General features: G+C 68.6%; 11 protein-coding genes. 5 read left to right on the top strand and 6 right to left on the bottom strand.

Going from position 1 to position 16,966, the window contains the following annotated elements:
- Nucleotides 1-1,890 (bottom strand): ESPR-type extended signal peptide-containing protein (locus ACP2WS_RS08650; RefSeq protein ID WP_426460411.1); only part of this gene is annotated, 1,890 nt, incomplete at its 3' end.
- Between the two features lie 596 nt (nucleotides 1,891-2,486).
- Here ACP2WS_RS08650 and ACP2WS_RS08645 point away from each other — a divergent pair.
- Nucleotides 2,487-3,554 carry a homocysteine S-methyltransferase family protein gene (locus ACP2WS_RS08645; RefSeq protein ID WP_374494001.1) on the top strand — a complete coding sequence of 356 codons (1,068 nt, stop codon included), beginning with the start codon at nucleotides 2,487-2,489 and terminating at the stop codon, nucleotides 3,552-3,554.
- Here ACP2WS_RS08645 and ACP2WS_RS08640 read toward each other — a convergent pair.
- Together ACP2WS_RS08640 and ACP2WS_RS08635 are read right to left on the bottom strand one after the other, a co-directional pair.
- A complete protein-coding gene (locus ACP2WS_RS08640; protein ID WP_426460410.1) occupies nucleotides 3,511-4,908 on the bottom strand; it encodes an ATP-binding protein in 1,398 nt (465 codons plus the stop codon). The genes ACP2WS_RS08645 and ACP2WS_RS08640 overlap by 44 nt on opposite strands.
- Nucleotides 4,905-5,660, bottom strand: a complete 756-nt coding sequence (locus ACP2WS_RS08635) for a response regulator (RefSeq protein ID WP_426460409.1) — start codon at nucleotides 5,658-5,660, stop codon at nucleotides 4,905-4,907. The genes ACP2WS_RS08640 and ACP2WS_RS08635 overlap by 4 nt, the downstream gene beginning before the upstream one ends.
- Before the next feature lie 305 nt (nucleotides 5,661-5,965).
- Here ACP2WS_RS08635 and ACP2WS_RS08630 point away from each other — a divergent pair, with 305 nt between their 5' ends.
- From ACP2WS_RS08630 to ACP2WS_RS08615, 4 genes are read left to right on the top strand one after another with little or no spacing between them, the layout of a single operon-like run.
- Nucleotides 5,966-6,487, top strand: a complete 522-nt coding sequence (locus tag ACP2WS_RS08630; RefSeq protein ID WP_426460408.1) for a hypothetical protein — start codon at nucleotides 5,966-5,968, stop codon at nucleotides 6,485-6,487.
- 43 nt (nucleotides 6,488-6,530) lie between these two features.
- Entirely contained in the window at nucleotides 6,531-6,923 is a 393-nt protein-coding gene (locus ACP2WS_RS08625) for an EF-hand domain-containing protein (RefSeq protein ID WP_426460407.1), read from the top strand.
- 10 nt (nucleotides 6,924-6,933) lie between these two features.
- A complete protein-coding gene (locus tag ACP2WS_RS08620) occupies nucleotides 6,934-7,827 on the top strand; it encodes a sterol desaturase family protein (RefSeq protein WP_426460406.1) in 894 nt (297 codons plus the stop codon).
- Between the two features lie 25 nt (nucleotides 7,828-7,852).
- Nucleotides 7,853-8,791, top strand: coding sequence for an alpha/beta hydrolase (locus tag ACP2WS_RS08615; protein WP_426460405.1), 939 nt, complete (start codon nucleotides 7,853-7,855; stop codon nucleotides 8,789-8,791).
- 126 nt (nucleotides 8,792-8,917) lie between these two features.
- On the opposite strand, the gene ACP2WS_RS08610 is transcribed toward ACP2WS_RS08615, so the two are convergent.
- Genes ACP2WS_RS08610 through ACP2WS_RS08600 form a run of 3 tightly spaced genes read right to left on the bottom strand, consistent with a single transcriptional unit; the run spans nucleotide 8,918 to nucleotide 16,891 of the window.
- Entirely contained in the window at nucleotides 8,918-10,489 is a 1,572-nt protein-coding gene (locus ACP2WS_RS08610) for an efflux transporter outer membrane subunit (RefSeq protein ID WP_426460403.1), read from the bottom strand.
- Entirely contained in the window at nucleotides 10,476-13,607 is a 3,132-nt protein-coding gene (locus tag ACP2WS_RS08605; RefSeq protein ID WP_426460417.1) for a multidrug efflux RND transporter permease subunit, read from the bottom strand. Before ACP2WS_RS08605 ends, ACP2WS_RS08610 begins: the two co-directional genes overlap by 14 nt.
- A complete protein-coding gene (locus tag ACP2WS_RS08600; protein WP_426460402.1) occupies nucleotides 13,604-16,891 on the bottom strand; it encodes an MdtB/MuxB family multidrug efflux RND transporter permease subunit in 3,288 nt (1,095 codons plus the stop codon). Before ACP2WS_RS08600 ends, ACP2WS_RS08605 begins: the two co-directional genes overlap by 4 nt.
- Between the last annotated feature and the right edge of the window lie 75 nt (nucleotides 16,892-16,966).

Below are 16,966 nucleotides of genomic sequence, written 5' to 3'. Positions count from 1 at the left end.
TCCACTTCCAGTGGTGGTGGTGAGGGTGACGGTGTTGGCGCTTCCCAGGGTTTCGCTGGTGAACACAGGGGTGGTCGACATCTGGATGTCGATGGCGTTGGCGCTCACTACGGTCTTGATGTTCGCATCGCTGTAGGTGCCCGCCGTGCTCGCTCCTCCCTTGACCGACAGGGTGCTACCGAGTTTCTGGGCTGTGGTGCCGCTGTTGCCCGTGAAGGTGAGCGGCAGCGAGGCCGCCGTGCTGACCGCGCTCAGCGCCGCTCCCACGTTGCTGTAGGTGCCGGTGGCTCCGGTGGCGGGATTGGTCACTATGGTGTAGCTCGGCGCAGTGATTGCGCCAGTAGAGCTGACAGATGCACCACCGCCCAAGGCCGAGGCCGTGCTGTTGGCCAGATTGCCCACGGCCACATCGGTGGCATAGAGCTGACTGCCGTTGATGGCATCGGTGCTGGTGGCAGTGATACGGCCCGCAGCCACGTTCTGAATCTGGCGGGGAGCAGCCGCACTGCCCACGCTCACTACCCCTCCCGTGGCAGGCGTGCTGCCGGCAAAGGTGCCATAGGTGACGCCACCGACTGTGGCGGAACTGGTGGGAGTCGATGCAGACACCGTGGAATTATTGCCGAGCACCACTGCACCGTCGAGCCCAGAGGCCACGGTGACGTTGTTGCCCATGACCATGGCATTGGCCGACTGCACGGTGTTGCCATTGCCGACGATGCGGATGTTGTCCGCCCCCACGGTGCTGGCCGTGTTGTTGTTGCCGAAGATGCCGGAATTGTTCGACTGAACCGTGCCGTTGTCGTTGCCGAGCGTATATGTGCCAGTACCCCTGATGGTGGTGGGGTCGCCGATGGCGCCGGAATTCTGCCCGGTCACGACATTGCCCGTGCCGATGGCAATGGCATTGGCCCCCGTGGCCTGCGCCTTGTTGCCGATGGCAATGGCATTGGCCCCGCTGGCGATGGAGTATCCGCCCATGGCAAGGGACAGTCCCCCACTGGCATTGGCGTGATCGCCCAGGGCCACTGCGCCGATACCAGCGCCCACAGAGAAGTTGCCGATGGCTACCGTATTGGCCGCAGATGCATTTGCCGACGCGCCATAGGCCATGCTGGCCGGTGCAGTAGCCCGGGCGTTCGGACCCAATGCAGTGGATGCATCACCGTTCGCTGTAGCTCCCGTTCCAATTGCCGTAGAAGAAAATCCAGAAGAATATGACTGCGTTCCTATGGAAATATCGAATACCCCTGTATTCAAATAAGAACCATTCCCATAAGAAGTATTATTGACAGCACCAGCTCGCGCCTGAGCCCCCAAGGCAATAGATGCATCTCCCGCAGTAGAGGCATAGTAGATCCCCGGCGCAATCGCCGTACTACCCGTCAATTGGGTAAACAGGGCAGCGCCTGTGCCCGTCAAAGATGTACCGTTAATCACCGCGGTATAGGTCGCGCCCGTGATCTCATCAACATCATCTCCACCGATCGCAATACTGCTGTTGCCACGCGCCATGGCATTGGCTCCTACCGCCGTGGATTGATCGCCTGTGGCCGCAGAACTGGTTCCATATGCGGCACTTTGATCCCCCGCAACCATCGCATTCGCTCCACAGACAGTCTCATTACCATTTGTCGCTCCCACAGTGTTATAGTTCATGCCGGAAATGGATCCCGAACTATCCGTACAGTAAGCAATTTGTTGGGCGTAAGCACTTCCCAGCCCCCCAAACAGCATGCCCATGGCCATGACCAGCGGGCGCAGAACCCATGACGCGCCGCGCGCCGACACGCCACTGCCGGATGCCGGCATGTGTCCCTTGCCCAGCTCAGACACGGCTATCCAGGTGCCGGTCGATTCGTTGTAGACGGTGCGGTAAATCTTGTTCATAGCGGAGAATCCTCGGGAAGTTGTAACGCAGGTTTACTTTCCTGCACATCTTAACACAACGCATGACGACCAGACCCTTCTTCATGCGGAGAGAGAGCGCAAGCGTGACAAATTCAACGCAACGGGCATCACAACCGCCTTTCCCGTACTCCTCGATGGGTCCTCAGAACCTCTCCAGAAGATGCGTCGAATTTGCTTCTTTTTTAGGCATTCGCTCATTGCCTAGGATACCCGTATCACGAACGAAACATGTATGAACATTAATTTTTTGTGTTTCATGTAGTAAAAATTAAGTAAGTTGCCTGTAAGGGGATGTGATGCACTGTGGCGTTCTGCAGACACATCGCGTGCTCGGAGCGCACATGAACACCTGCACAAGAAGGAAATTAATCTTTCATAATCATGAGGTTAGCGAATGCTCAGCACTCATTGCGCCACATGGAAGGACGTGTGCGGCCCCATCCCGAAAGGGGTTACCCACTGCTCAGCGATGCGTGGCGTTTCAGACCGCATGGGGAAATTCTGAACAGCGTGGTGCTGCCCTGTGCCCGCCCCTACCGGGGGCAGGAGATGGGAGGGGCTTTTACAATCGGGGCATGACTCTGCCTACCTATACCCGTGCCCAAGCCCTTCCCGACATCCTGCGCCAGCGCATTGCCGTGCTCGACGGGGCGATGGGGACGATGGTGCAGCGCTTCCGGCTCACGGAGGCGCAGTACCGGGGCGAGGGGGGACCGGATGCGGCGGCATATGCGCGGTTCCGCGATTTTCCGCGCGACGTGAAGGGCAACAACGAGCTGCTGAGCGTGACACGGCCCGATGTGATCCGGCAGATCCATGAGGGGTATCTGGCGGCTGGGGCAGACATCATCGAGACGAACACCTTCGGGGCGACACGGATCGCGCAGGAGGACTACGGCATGGCCGAGCTGGCACGCGAGATGAATCTGGCGTCGGCGCGGGTGGCCCGCGAGGCGGCCGACCGCTACAGCACGCCGGAGAAGCCGCGCTTTGTGGCCGGGGCGCTGGGCCCCACGCCGCGCACAGCGAGCATCAGCCCGGATGTGAACGATCCGGGGGCACGCAACGTGGATTTCGAGACGCTGCGCGCGTCCTACCACGAGCAGGTGGAAGCGCTGGTGGAGGGCGGGGTGGATCTGCTGCTGGTGGAGACGATCTTCGACACGCTCAATGCCAAGGCAGCGCTGTTCGCGATCGAACAGTATTTTGCGGAAAGCGGCGAGAACCTGCCCATCATGATCAGCGGGACGGTGACGGATGCCTCGGGACGCATTCTGAGCGGGCAGACGGTGAGCGCGTTCTGGTACAGCGTGCGGCATGTGCAGCCGCTGGCGATCGGGCTGAACTGCGCGCTGGGAGCAGCGCTGATGCGCCCCTATATTCAGGAGCTCAACCGGGTGGCGGGCGACACGTTCGTGAGCTGCTACCCCAATGCGGGCCTGCCCAACCCCATGAGCGAGACGGGGTTTGACGAAACGCCCGATGTGACGAGCCGCCTGATTCACGAGTTTGCCGAGGAAGGGCTTGTGAACATCGTGGGCGGATGCTGCGGCACCACGCCCGACCACATCGCCGCCATCGGCCACGCGGTGCAGCCGCTCAGGCCGCGGGGGGTGACGCTGGCCCGCTTCGGCCGGGAGTAAGAACCGGAGCCGGGGGCGACGGCAAGGGCTCCTGCCGCGGCAGGGACAGACGTGCCCGCAGGCCCGTGCCGGCGGGAGCCTGCAGCAGGTCGAGCGTGCCGCCATGCACACGGGCGGCACGTTCCACGATGGACAGTCCCAGCCCCGCTCCCTTGGGCGCAGCGCCGCCGCGCGCGGGTTCGCCCCGCACGAAGGGCTGCCGCAGCCGGTGGGCATCGGCCGGCGCAATGCCGGGGCCGTGGTCTTCCACCTCGATCCAGCAGCAGGTGGCGTCCCCACCGGTGCGCAGGATGACGGGTGGCTGGCCGTGGCACCAGACGTTTTCGAGCAGATTGACGACGGCACGCCGCAGCAGCCGGAGGCGGGCCTGGAGGCTGGGGTGCGACAGGGGGCATTCCTCTACCTGCACGAGCTGGCCCTGGGTGGTGCAGGTGTGGGCCACCTCGCGCGCCAGGGCGTCGATGGCCACGGAGGTGAGGGGCTCGTCTTCGTCGGCGCGGGCAAAGTCGAGGAACTGGCCGACGATGGCATCCATTTCGGCGATGCTGCGCTCCATGCGGGCGGCCAGCTCGGGGCCTGCGGGCTCGCGCAGGATTTCGATGCCGAGGCGCAGCTTGGTGAGCGGGGTGCGCAGGTCGTGGGAGATGCCTGCCAGCATGAGGGCGCGCTGCCGATCGGCCTGTCGCAGGCTGCGGGCCATGTGGTTGAAGCTGGCGGCCAGGGTGGCGATTTCGCGCGGGCCCTGCACCGGCAGGGCGGCAGGATCATGCCCCTGCGCCACCTGCCGCGCGGCGCGGGTCAGGTCGGTCAGGGGGCGATGCAGGTGCCGCTGGATGAGCAGGGCCCCGATGAGCGCCAGCAGGGCACCGGCCAGGGAGGCGGACAGCCAGGCGCCCGTGAAGGTCTGCACCGGCAGCACGCCCGGCAGCATGACCCAGTAGTCGACGCCGTCGAGCGGGATGCGCAGCGCCAGCGTGCCGCCCGCCTCGCGCCGCCAGATGACGTCTGCCCCCTGCACGGCAAGATGCCGGGAGACGGCACGCACCATGAGCCGCTCCAGCGGGGCGAGCTCGGTCCAGGAGGGGTCTGTCTCGCGCGAGGCCCCAGGCACGGATACCGGAGGCTGCTGGGCATTGAACCGGGCGACAAAGGCGGCACGCTCCTGGGGAGGCAGGCCCACCAGACCGCTGCGCAGACCGTCGACGGTGTGCGCCAGCCCCGCAGCGACCTGGTCGAGCCGCGGCTTGAACAGCAGCTCGCGCACGAGCAGTCCGCCCACGATCTGCCCGAGCACGACGAGGGCCACGATGAGCAGCAGGTTGCGGCCCAGCAGGGTGCGGGGCAGGAGACTCATGCGCGGACATCCGGCGCATCGGCGCCGTCGGGCACGAACATGTAGCCCGCCCCCCAGATGGTGCGGATGTGCTGCGGACGGGCGGGATCGGCTTCGATGAGCTTGCGCAGGCGCATGATCTGCACGTCGATACTGCGGTCGGTGGCGGCGTGTTCGGGCCCGCGCGCCAGAGCCATCAGGCGGTCGCGCCCGAGTGCACGGCGGGGGTGCTGCGCCAGTGTGCGCAGGAGGGCATATTCGGCGCTGGTGAGGGGAATGTCCTGGGGGTCGCCCGCGGGGGTGTGGCGCAGCAGGCGGCGGGCATCGAGATCGAGGGTGTAGCGCCCGAAGGTGAGGGTGCCCTGCGCGGGGGCGGCCCCTTCGTAGGCCCCGAGCAGGCGCTGGCGGCGCACCAGGGCCTGGATGCGGGCGAGGAGCTCGCGCGGCTCGAAGGGCTTGGGCAGATAGTCGTCGGCGCCCATTTCGAGGCCGATGATGCGGTCGAGCGGATCGCCCCGTGCGGTGAGCATGAGGATGGGGATGGTTTCGCCCTGGGCGCGCAGGCGGCGGCAGATGGACAGGCCGTCCTCACCCGGCATCATCACGTCGAGCACGAGCACGTCGAAGCGTTCGCGGGCGAGCAGGCGGTCGACGTCGGCCGCGCCGGCGACGGTGCGCACGGCACAGCCGTGGTCTCCCAGGTAGCGCTGCAGGAGCGCGCGGAGATCCGCCTCGTCGTCGGCGATCAGGATGCGGGCCAGGGCGTCGTTCATGGCGCCATGATAGCGGCGGGCTCGCCACAGGCGCCCTGCCCTCCGGCACGGACGGCGCCCGGATGATGACAAACCGTGACAGCGGGGGCCTGCCGTCACGTCCGCTCATGAAGCAGGGGGTGGCGCTCACGCGCTGCTCACATCTGGCTGCGACAGTGAGGGTGCGAACCGAGGGAGCCTCCATCAGGAGCTCTGCGTTCCGGTGGAGCGGCGGTTCCTGCCGGGCGATGGGCCACGACAGGAGGCGGCGGCTCCGTTCATCACGTCAGGCTGGGCGGCGGGTTGGCCGCCTCAAGGAGTTGATCATGTCGATGCGTCGTGCAATCCCGATGGGAGTCATCATGGTGCTGGCCCTGGCGGCCAGTCAGGCAGAGGCCGCGCGGCTGCGCTATGCCCGCCCCAATGCGCAGGGCGGTGTGACAGCGGGCACGGTGTCGGGCTACAGCGGAGCGCGCGGCTCGATGGTGCGGGGCCGCAGCGTCACCACCAATGGCGCGGGGGGCGCCACGGCCGTGAGCGGCATGGCGGTGCACGGAGCCCAGGGGGGCTATGGCGCACGGGCCGGCACCACCACGGTGGGGGCAGATGGCTCGGTCACCCACCGCAGCGGCCTGAGTGCGACGAGCGCCCAGGGCAGCACGGTGCAGAGCTCGGGCAGTGCCACGCGCAATGCGGACGGCACGGTCTCTCAGAGCCGCACCACCAACGCCACCAATGCCGTGACGGGCAAGACGGTGAACAGCAGCACCTCGTACAGCAACAGCACCGGGCTGACGCACAGCGCCACCTGCTACGACGCCTCGGGCGCCGTGACGGCCTGCCGGTGAGGCGGGGCAGATGGGAACCCGCTTGTTTTTTCAAGGAGCTGTCATGCCGTTCACGACACCGATATTTCTCTCTTCGACGCGGAGCCGGCTGATGCGGGCCGGTGTGGCGCTGGCCCTTGGGGCCACGGCGCTGCTGGCCGAGGCCCAGACACCTCCGGCCGCGCCAGCCACGGCGGGAGCGCCGTCGGATGCACGCATCGCGCGCCTGCAGGGTGCCCTGCAGAAACGCTTTGCCGCCGCAGACGCCAACCACGACGGGCGCCTCACCCGGCAGGAGGCCGAGGGGCACATGCCCTGGGTGGCGAGCCACTTCGAAGCCATCGACACGGCGCACGCGGGCAGCGTGAGCCTGCAGGACATCGAGGCCTACGCCGCACAGCAAATGGCCCGGCGCCGGGGCGGCAAGGCTGCTGGCGGCATGGGTCTGGCACCCTGAGGAGCCCGTCATGTTCCTGTGGCTGCTGCATGGCCCCCTGCCTGCCGAAGCGATGCCGCCCCATGCGCGGCTCTGGCTGGCTGCCCTGCTGGCCACGGTGCTGGTGGCTGCCATGCTGGAGGGCGTGGTGCTGACGGTACGGCATCGGCACGGACGGGGGCCGGGCTATGACTGGCGCGCCTCGGCCGCCTCGCTGGCCGATCTGGTGGCGCGCCGCAGCGTGGATGCGCTGGGGCTGTCGCTGGCGACGCCGGTGCTGCTGTGGGCCTGGGCGCACCGGGTGCACACCTGGTCGATGGCGGGGCCCGGGGCCTGGATCGCCCTGCTGCTGGGCGAGGAGCTGTGCTACTACGTCTACCACCGCACGGCACACCGGGTGCGGTGGTTCTGGGCGACGCATGCGGTGCATCACTCGTCTCCCACGCTCACGCTGGCGGCGGCGCTGCGGCTGGGGTGGACGGGCAAGCTCACGGGATCGGGACTGTTTTTTGCGCCGCTGCTGTGGCTGGGGTTTGCGCCGTGGGCGGTGTTCGGCATGGTGGCAGCCAACCTGCTCTACCAGTTCTGGCTGCACGCGCCCTGGATTCCGTCGCTGGGCCCGCTCGAATGGGTGTTCAACACCCCGACGCACCATGCGGTGCACCACGCCTGCAACCCGGAATACCTGGACTGCAACTATGGCGGGGTGCTGATCGTGTTCGATCGGATCTTCGGCAGCTTTGTGGCGCGGCGGCCGGACGTGGTGCCCCGATTCGGGCTGACCGATCCGCTCGTGAGCCACAATCCGCTCATCATTGCGTTCCGCGAATGGGGGCGCCTGCTGCGCGACCTGCGGTATCCGCCCGCCGGACGCAGCCGCTGGGCCGTGCTGTTCGGCCCACCCGGCCCGGCGCCGCATCGCTGACCTTTTTCCACCGGGAGCACCTGCCATGCCATCTGCCGCATTCCGATTCCGCCCGGCTTCGGCCGCCCTGCTGCTGGCGCTGGGTCTGGGCGCCACCTGCTGCGGCACGTCCGTGCAGGCACAGGGAGCATGGGCCTCGGGCCTCGACGAGCAGGACGCCCTGCCCGGCTCCGCATCGGCCCTGCCGGCCGGTGTGCGCCGCCTGCCCGATGTGCCCTATGGCCCCGATGCCCGCCAGCGCATCGATGTGTACCTGCCCGCCCACCCCCATCCCGGCCGGGCGCCGATGCTGGTGTTCGTGCATGGCGGAGCCTGGATGGCCGGCGACCGGGTACGTGCTGCCCGCCTGCCTGCCAAGCTCACGCACTGGGTGGCGGAACGCGGCTGGGTGGTGGTGTCGGTCGGCTACCGGCTGGTGCCCCGGGTGACGGTGGCCGACCAGCTGCAGGACGTGGCCGCTGCCCTGGCACGGGCCCAGCGTGGAGCGGCGGGCTGGGGAGCCGACCCGGACCGGGTGCTGCTCATGGGGCATTCGGCCGGTGCGCATCTGGCGGCGCTGCTCGCGGCCCAGCCCTCGGCGTTCCGGGCCATGGGAGTGCGCCGCTGGCGCGGCACGGTGCTGCTCGACAGTGCTGCGCTCGATCTGCCCGCCGTGATGGCGCAGCGCCACTGGCGTTTCTATGACCGGGTCTTCGGCGCCGATCCCCGGGACTGGCAGACTCTGTCCCCCGCCGACCGGCTCGCCCCCGGAGCGTCTCCGATGCTGCTGGTGTGCTCGACCGTGCGGCCCGATGCTCCCTGCCGCGACGCACGCCGCATGGCAGAAGCTGCCCAGACCCGTGGCGTGCGGACCGAGGTGCTGCCGCAGCCGCTGTCGCACCGCGACATCAACGCCCTGCTGGGGCTGCCCGGCCCCTACACTGAGGCCGTGGACCGCTTTGCCGCCTCGCTCGGGTTGCGCTGACTCACGGCCCCGCCCCGTCAGAAGGCATGGAGGCTGTGAAGGTCGACTGATGCGGCGCAGCGGACGGACGGGCATGGCCTCGCCACGCTCTGCCCCTGGCAGCCATGTCGGTTCTGACCTCCCCGATCAGGCCCCGTGCATCGTCGCCGCACCAGACGCGGCGGCAGCGGGTACGCCTGCGGTACCTGCAGCCTGCGCGGCGGCCGATTCTGCCTGCGGTGCGAGGGGCCCCCAGCCCCCGCCCAGCGCCGCAATGAGGGCCACGGCAGCGGTGTACTGGCTGTTGCGCACGCTCCAGAGGGTGTTCTCTGCCGTGAGCCGGGTGTTCTGCGCCGTGAGCACGGCCAGATAGCTCACCATGCCGTAGCGGTACTGGTGCTGGATCACGGTTTCGGCCTGCCGCGCAGCGGCCACGGCGGCGGCCTGCTGCTGTTCCTCCTCGGTGAGGAGGCGCTGGGCGGCGAGATTGTCTTCGACGCCCTGCAGGGCCGACAGCACGGTCTGGCGATATGCGGCCACGCTCGCGTCGTAGGTCGCACCGGCATTGGCCACGGCCGCCCGGCGCTGGCCGCCGTCGATCAGCGAAGCCGCCAGCGCCGCCCCCAGCGACCACACATGCTGCGGCGCCGAGAGCAGCCCCGACAGGGCCGATCCGCTGAAGCCACTGCTGCCGCTGAGCGTGAGCGAAGGAAAGTACGCCGCCTCGGCCACCCCGATCTGCGCATTGGCAGCCGCCATGGTCCGCTCGGCTGCGGCAATGTCCGGCCGGCGCTGCAGCAGCGTGGACGGCAGCCCCGGCGGAATGTACGGCAGGGTGAGGGGGGCATGCGCGGCCGGCAGCGCAAACCCGGCCGGCGGCACCCCCAGCGTGGCCGCAATGGCATGCTCCAGCTGGGCGCGGGTGAGCTGTCTGGCGACCCATTGGGCCTGCTGCGACCGCACCTGGGCCTCGGCCTGCGCCACGGTGTCCGGGGCCACCACGCCGGCCTTGAGCTGGTGGCGCGTGAAGGTGAGCATGGCCTGCAGCGTGTCCACGCTCTGGCGGAGCTGCGCGAGCTGGCGGTCGGTGACCACAAGCTGCAGATAGGCGGTGGCCAGCTGAGCCTGCAGGCTCAGGCGTGCCCCGGCCAGCTGGGCCGCGCTGGCCTGCACCTTGCCACGCTGGCTCTCGATGCTGCGGCGCACGCTGCCCCACAGGTCCGGCTCCCAGCTTGCGCTCAGGCCGGTGGCATAGACGCTGGCGGTAGCTCCGCCGGGCGTGCTGTGGCTGCGCGCGGCCGAGCCCGACAGCCCGAGCGTGGGCCACAGCCCTCCCTGGGCCTGCTGCAGCAGCGCCTGCGCGGCCCGGTACTGCGCCTCGTACTCGGCGAGTGTCTGGTTGCCCTGCAGGAGCTGCTGCTCGAGCCGGTCGAGCGTGGCATCTCCGAACACGCGCCACCACTCACCGCGCGGGGCCGTATCGGCCGGAGTGGCCGGCACCCAGATGCCGGCATCGGTCAGCGCCCGGGCCGATGCGGCAGCCGCAGGCGCGGGCACCTCTTCCCGGTAATGGTCGGACAGGGGGGCATCGGGCCGGTGGTAGTCGGGCCCCACGGCACAGCCGGCCAGTGCAGCCGCCAGGGCCACGCCCAGCGCCGTCAGGGCCCCGGGACGCAGCCGGGAACAACGGAAAAACGGATCAGACTCAGACGGACGCATGGGAGGAGGCCTCTTCGGCGGCAGGACCCGCGCGGCGGCGGGCGAGGCGAGCCCGCACCGCCAGCCGCAGCCGGTCGAGATGGAGATAAACGATCGGGGTGGTGTAGAGCGTGAGCAGCTGGCTCAGGAGCAGCCCGCCCACAATGGCGATGCCGAGCGGCTGGCGCATCTCGGCCCCGTCCCCGCGTCCGAGTGCCAGCGGCAGCGCCCCCAGCAGCGCAGCGGAGGTGGTCATCATGATGGGGCGGAACCGCAGCAGGCATGCTTCCTGGATGGCCTCGCGCGGATCGAGCTGGCGCTCGCGTTCGGCCGTGATGGCGAAATCCACCATCATGATGGCGTTCTTCTTGACGATGCCGATGAGCAGCAGCACCCCGATGAGCGCGATCACGTCGAACTGGCTGCCGAAGGCCATGAGCGCCAGCAGCGCCCCCACCCCGGCCGAAGGCAGCGTGGACAGAATGGTGAGCGGATGCACCCAGCTCTCGTAGAGCATGCCCAGCACGATGTACACGGCCACCAGCGCCGCGAGAATGAGCATCGGCTGGCTGTCGAGCGAGCTCTGGAACGACTTGGCCGTCCCCTGGAAACTGCCGTGGATCGCGCTCGGCAGCCCCACCGCCGCCACCGCGCGGTCCACCGCTGCCGTGGCCTGCGACAGCGACACGCCCTGCGGCAGGTTGAACGACAGGGTGCTCGCCGCGAACTGGCTCTGGTGGCTGACGGAGAGCGCGGTGTTGTCGGGCTGCCAGCGGGCAATGGCCGACAGCGGCAGCGGCTGGCCGGTGCGGCTGGTGAAGTAGATGTTCTCCAGCGCCTGCGGGCTCTGCCAGAACTCCGGCGCCACCTCCAGCACCACGTGGTACTGGTTGAGCGCGTTGTAGATGGTCGAGACCTGCCGCTGCCCGAAGGCGTCGTACAGGATGCTGTCGGCCTGCTGCTGGGTCACGCCCAGCCGCGCCATGCTGTCGTGGTCGAACACCAGCGTGGTCTGCAGGCCGCGCGCATCCTGGTCGGAACTGAGATCCTTGAGCATGGGCACCGATTCGAGCGCATGCTGCACGCGCGGCGTCCAGTCGCGCAGCTCCTCCAGACTGTCGCCCTGCAGGGTGTACTGGTACTGGGCATTGGCCGGACGCCCGCCCATGCGGATGTCCTGCACCGACTGCAGAAAGAGCTGTGCCCCGGGCTCGTGCGCGAGCTTGCGCCGCAGCCGCGCGATCACCTCGTCGGCATTGACGCGGCGCTCGGCCAGCGGCTTGAGCCCCACGAACATGCGGGCCTCGTTGCGGTTGCCCCCGCCAGTGAAACCCACCACCGTGTCCACCGCCGGATCGGTGCGCACCTGGGCCATCACGCTCTGCAGCTTGCCGCGCATGGCCTGAAAGGAGATGTTCTGGTCCGCCTTGAGCGTGCCCATCAGGCGCCCCGTGTCCTGCTGCGGAAAGAAGCCCTTGGGCACCACCACGTACAGATAGCCGGTGAACACGATGGTGGCAGCCAGCAGCCCCAGCATGAACGCCCCGTGCCCCAGCGCCCAGCCCAGCGAACGGCGGTAGCCGCGCTGCATGGCGTCGAGCGCGCGGCCGCTCCAGCGCAGCAGCAGATTCTCGCGCGGGGGCGGCTCTCCAGCCGCCGCACGGGGCCGCAGCCAGCGCGCGCACAGCATGGGCGTGGTGGTGAGCGACACCGCCAGCGACACCAGAATGGCCGTGGAGAGCGTGACCGCAAACTCGTGGAACAGCCGCCCCACGATGCCCCCCATGAGCAGAATGGGCGTGAACACCGCAATCAGCGACACGCTCATCGACAGCACCGTGAACCCCACCTCGCGCACCCCGGCAATGGCCGCCTCGAAGGGCTGCTCCCCCTGCTCCAGATGCCGCGCGATGTTCTCCAGCACCACGATGGCGTCATCCACCACGAAGCCCGTGGCAATCGTCAGCGCCATGAGGCTCAGGTTGTTGAGCGAGAAGCCGGCCAGATACATCACGGCAAAGGTGCCGATGAGCGACACCGGCACCGCAATCGCCGGAATGGCCGTGGCCCGCCCGTTGCGCAGGAACAGGTAGACCACCAGAATCACCAGCCCCACCGAGATCAGGAGCGAACGCTCCACGTCGCTGAGCGCGGCCCGGATGGTGGGACTGCGGTCCATGACCACCTGCATGTGGATCGCGGCCGGAATCTCGGCCTGCAGCCGTGGCAGCGCGGCCTTGACCCGCTCGATGGTCGCGATGATGTTGGCCCCCGGCTGCCGGAACAGAATCAGCATCACGCCCGGCTCGCCGTTGACCAGCCCCGCGTTGCGCAGATCCACCACCCCGTCGCGCACCGCCGCCACGTCGGAGAGCCGCACGGCCCCGCCCTTGCTGTAGCCCACGATGAGTGGCAGATAGTCGGCCGCATGCGTGGCCTGGTCGTTGGCCTGCACCTGCCACAGGCGGTCGCCCCCCTGCACCACGCCCTTGGGCCGGTTCGCGTTGGTGCCCGCAATGGTCGTGCGCACCGACTCCAGGCTGATGCCGTAGCGCGAAAGCTGCAGCGGGTTGGTCTCGACCCGCACCGCCGGCTGTGCCCCCCCGCCCACGGTCACATCGCCGATGCCCTCGATCTGCAGCAGCTTCTGCCCGATGATGGTGTCGGCCGCGTCGTACATCTGCCCCGGCGTGAGCGACCGCGACGTGAGTCCGATGATCATGATCGGCGCATCGGCCGGATTGGCCTTGCGGTAGGTCGGGTTGCCCGGCATGCCCGTGGGCAGCAGGCCCCGCGCCGCGTTGATGGCCGCCTGCACATCGCGCGCCGCGCCGTTGATGTCGCGGCTCAGGTCGAACTGCAGCGTGACGCTGGAGCTGCCCAGCGTGCTGGTGGAGGTGATCTCGCTCACCCCGGCAATGCGCCCCAGCGCCCGCTCCAGCGGCGTGGCCACCGTGGCCGCCATGGTCTCGGGGCTCGCCCCCGGCAGGCTCGCCCGCACCTGGATGGTAGGAAAATCCACCTGCGGCAGCGGCGCTACCGGCAGCAGCCGGAACGCCACCACCCCCGCCAGCACCACCGCCAGCGTGAGCAGCACGGTCGCCACCGGCCGGCGGATGAAAGTCTCGGACAGCATCAGCCCTCTCCCCGCCCGGCCGCTCCGCCCGGCGCCGTGCCGGAAGACGCACCCGCAGCCGCTGCGTCCGCACCGACACCAGCCCCAGTCACCCCTCCTGCCGCCGCCCTGCGGCGTTCGCGCCAGCGGCGCAGCCGCGCACCGAGCCGGTCGAACCACAGGTAGATCACGGGCGTGGTAAAGAGCGTGAGCAGCTGGCTCATCAGCAGTCCCCCCACCATGGTCACGCCCAGCGGGTTGCGCAGCTCGCTGCCCATGCCCGAGCCCAGCAGCAGCGGCAGAGCCCCGAGCAGCGCCGCCAGCGTGGTCATCAGAATCGGGCGCAGGCGCAGCAGGCATGCCTGGGTGATGGCCGCCTCGGGCGCGAGGCCCTGCTCGCGCTCGGCCTCCAGAGCAAAGTCCACCATCATGATCGCGTTCTTCTTGACGATGCCGATGAGCAGAATGATGCCGATGATGGCAATCACGCTCAGGTCATCGCCCGCCATGAGCAGCGCCAGCAGCGCCCCGATGCCCGCCGACGGCAGCGTCGAGAGAATCGTGATCGGGTGCACATAGCTCTCGTACAGCACCCCGAGCACGATGTACACCGTCACCACCGCAGCCAGAATCAGCCACAGCGTGCTCGTGAGCGAGGCCTGGAAGGCCATGGCCGCCCCCTGGAACCGCGTGTCGATGCCCACCGGCATGCCGATGGCCGACTCGGCCGATTCAATGGCGCGCACCGCCCCGCCCAGCGAAGCCCCGTGCGCCAGGTTGAAGGACACGGTCGCCACCGGAAACTGCCCCAGATGGTGCAGCGCCAGCGGTGCGCGGCGCGGCTCGATCGTCGCCACCGCATCGAGCGTCACGGGCGTGCCGCTGCCGCTGGCCACATAGATGCCCTTGAGCGAGGGCAGCCCCCCGTGCAGCGCCGGGTCGGCCTCCAGCACCACGCGGTACTGGTTGGTCTGGGTGAAGATGGTCGAGATCAGCCGCTGGCCAAAGGCGTCGTAGAGCGCATTGTCGATGGCCGCCGTGGTGATGCCGAGCCGCGAGGCCGCATCGCGGTTGATCCGCACATAGGCCTGCTGCCCATCGTCGGCCATGTCGCTCGTCACATCGGCCAGCTCCGGCAGCCGGCGCAGGCGCGCCACCAGCTGCGGCACCCACTGCGACAGCTCGGCCGCCTGGGGACTCTGCAGCGTGAACTGGTACTGCGTGCGCCCCACCGAGGTGTCGATGGTCAGATCCTGCACCGGCTGCAGGTACAGCGCGGGCGCGTCCGGCATGTCGGCCGCCATGCGCTGCAGCCGCGCCATGACGGTACGGATGTCGTCGCGCTCGCCCTTGGGCCTGAGCATGATCTGCAGCCGCCCCGCATTGAGCGTGGCGTTGGTGCCGTCCACCCCTACAAAGGACGTCACCCCCTGCACGGCCGGATCTTCCATCACCCGGCCGGCGAGCCGCTCCTGCAGCGTGGCCATGGCCCCGTAGGACACCGCTCCCGGCGCCTCCGTCACCCCCTGCAGCACGCCCGTGTCCTGCAGCGGAAAGAACCCCTTGGGCACCACCGCATACAGCACCACCGTGAGCACCATGGTGCCCACCGCCACCAGCAGCGTGAGCGGCTGATGGCGCAGCACCACTTCCAGCAGCCGCCCGTAGCCGGCAGCCAGCCGGTCGAACAGGTTCCCGGCCGCATGGTAGAAGCGGCTCTGCCGCTCGGCCGGCACATGCCGCAGCAGGCGCGCGCACATCATCGGCGTGAGCGTGAGCGACACCACCGCCGACACCAGAATCGTCACCGACAGCGTGATGGCAAACTCGCGGAACAGCCGCCCCACCACATCGCCCATGAACAGCAGCGGAATCAGCACCGCAATGAGCGACACCGTGAGCGAGATGATCGTGAAACCGATCTGCCCCGCCCCCTTGAGCGCGGCCTGCAGCGGCGTCTCTCCCGCCTCGATGTAGCGGGCAATGTTCTCGATCATCACGATCGCGTCATCGACCACGAACCCCGTGGCAATGGTGAGCGCCATGAGCGTGAGGTTGTTGATCGAGAAGCCCGCCAGATACATCACCCCCAGCGTGCCCACCAGCGACAGCGGCACCGCCACCGCCGGAATCACCGTCGCCGCCACACTGCGCAGGAACACGAAGATCACCCCCACCACCAGCACGATCGACAGCAGCAGCTCGAACTCGGTGTCCTCCACCGAAGCGCGGATGGTCTGGGTGCGGTCGCTGAGCACGCGCACCTGCACCGCCCCCGGCAGCGTGGCCTGCAGCTGCGGCAGCAGCGCCTTGATGCGGTCCGTCACCTCGATCACGTTCGCCCCGGGCTGCCGCTGCACGTTGAGAATGATGGCCGGCTGCTGCCCCGCCCAGGCCCCGAGCCGCACGTTCTCGGCCCCGTCGATCACCCGCGCCACATCGGAGAGCCGCGTCACGCTCCCGCCCGACCCGGCCGTGGCCCCCACCGCCTGTGTCGCCGTGCTGCTGGTGGTGGTGCCGGCGGTGCTGCTGCCGCTCGTCGTGGCGGTGGACGTGGTGGACGCACTCCCCACAATCAGCCCCCGGTAGTCGGCAGCCGAACGGAGCTGGTCGTTGGCGTCGATGGTCGACGCCTGGAACGCCCCGTCAAAACTCCCCTTGGGCGCATTCACGTTGGCCGCCGCCACCGCCGTGCGCACATCGGCCAGCGTGAGCCCGCGCGCCGCCAGCGCCTGCGGACTGGCCTGCACCCGCACCGCCGGCCGCTGCCCGCCCGCAATGCTCACCAGCCCCACCCCCGACACCTGCGAGAGCTTCTGCGCCAGCCGCGTATCGGCCAGATCCTGCAGCTGCGTGAGCGGCAGCGTGGAGGAAGTCACCGCAATGCTGATGATGGGCGTATCGGCCGGATTGACCTTGTTGTAGATCGGCGGATTCGGCAGATCGCTCGGCAGCAGGGTATTGGCCGCATTGATCGCCGCCTGCACCTCCTGCTCGGCCACATCGAGCGAGAGATCGAGCCCGAACTGCAGCGTGATCACCGACGATCCCCCCGAGCTGCTCGACGTCATCTGCGTGAGCCCCGGCATCTGCCCGAACTGCCGCTCCAGCGGCGCCGTGACCGACGACCCCATCACATCGGGGCTCGCCCCCGGATACAGCGTCACCACCTGGATGGTGGGATAGTCCACCTCCGGCAGGGCCGAAATCGGCAGCAGGCGCCAGGCCACCAGCCCGCTGAGCACAATGGCCAGCATCAGCAGCGTCGTGGCCACCGGCCGGAGAATGAAATGGCGGGAAGGATTCATGCCGCAGCCTCGCGCGGGTCAGTCAGAAGCAGTCTGAACATGCAGCTGCAGAAAAAGGGAGAAAGGAGCCACACG

The sequence above is a fragment of the Brachymonas moutaii (nom. illeg.) genome, assembly GCF_049977365.1.
Classification (GTDB): Bacteria; Pseudomonadota; Gammaproteobacteria; order Burkholderiales; family Burkholderiaceae_C; genus Brachymonas.
This window is presented reverse-complemented; position numbering and strand designations above follow the sequence as displayed.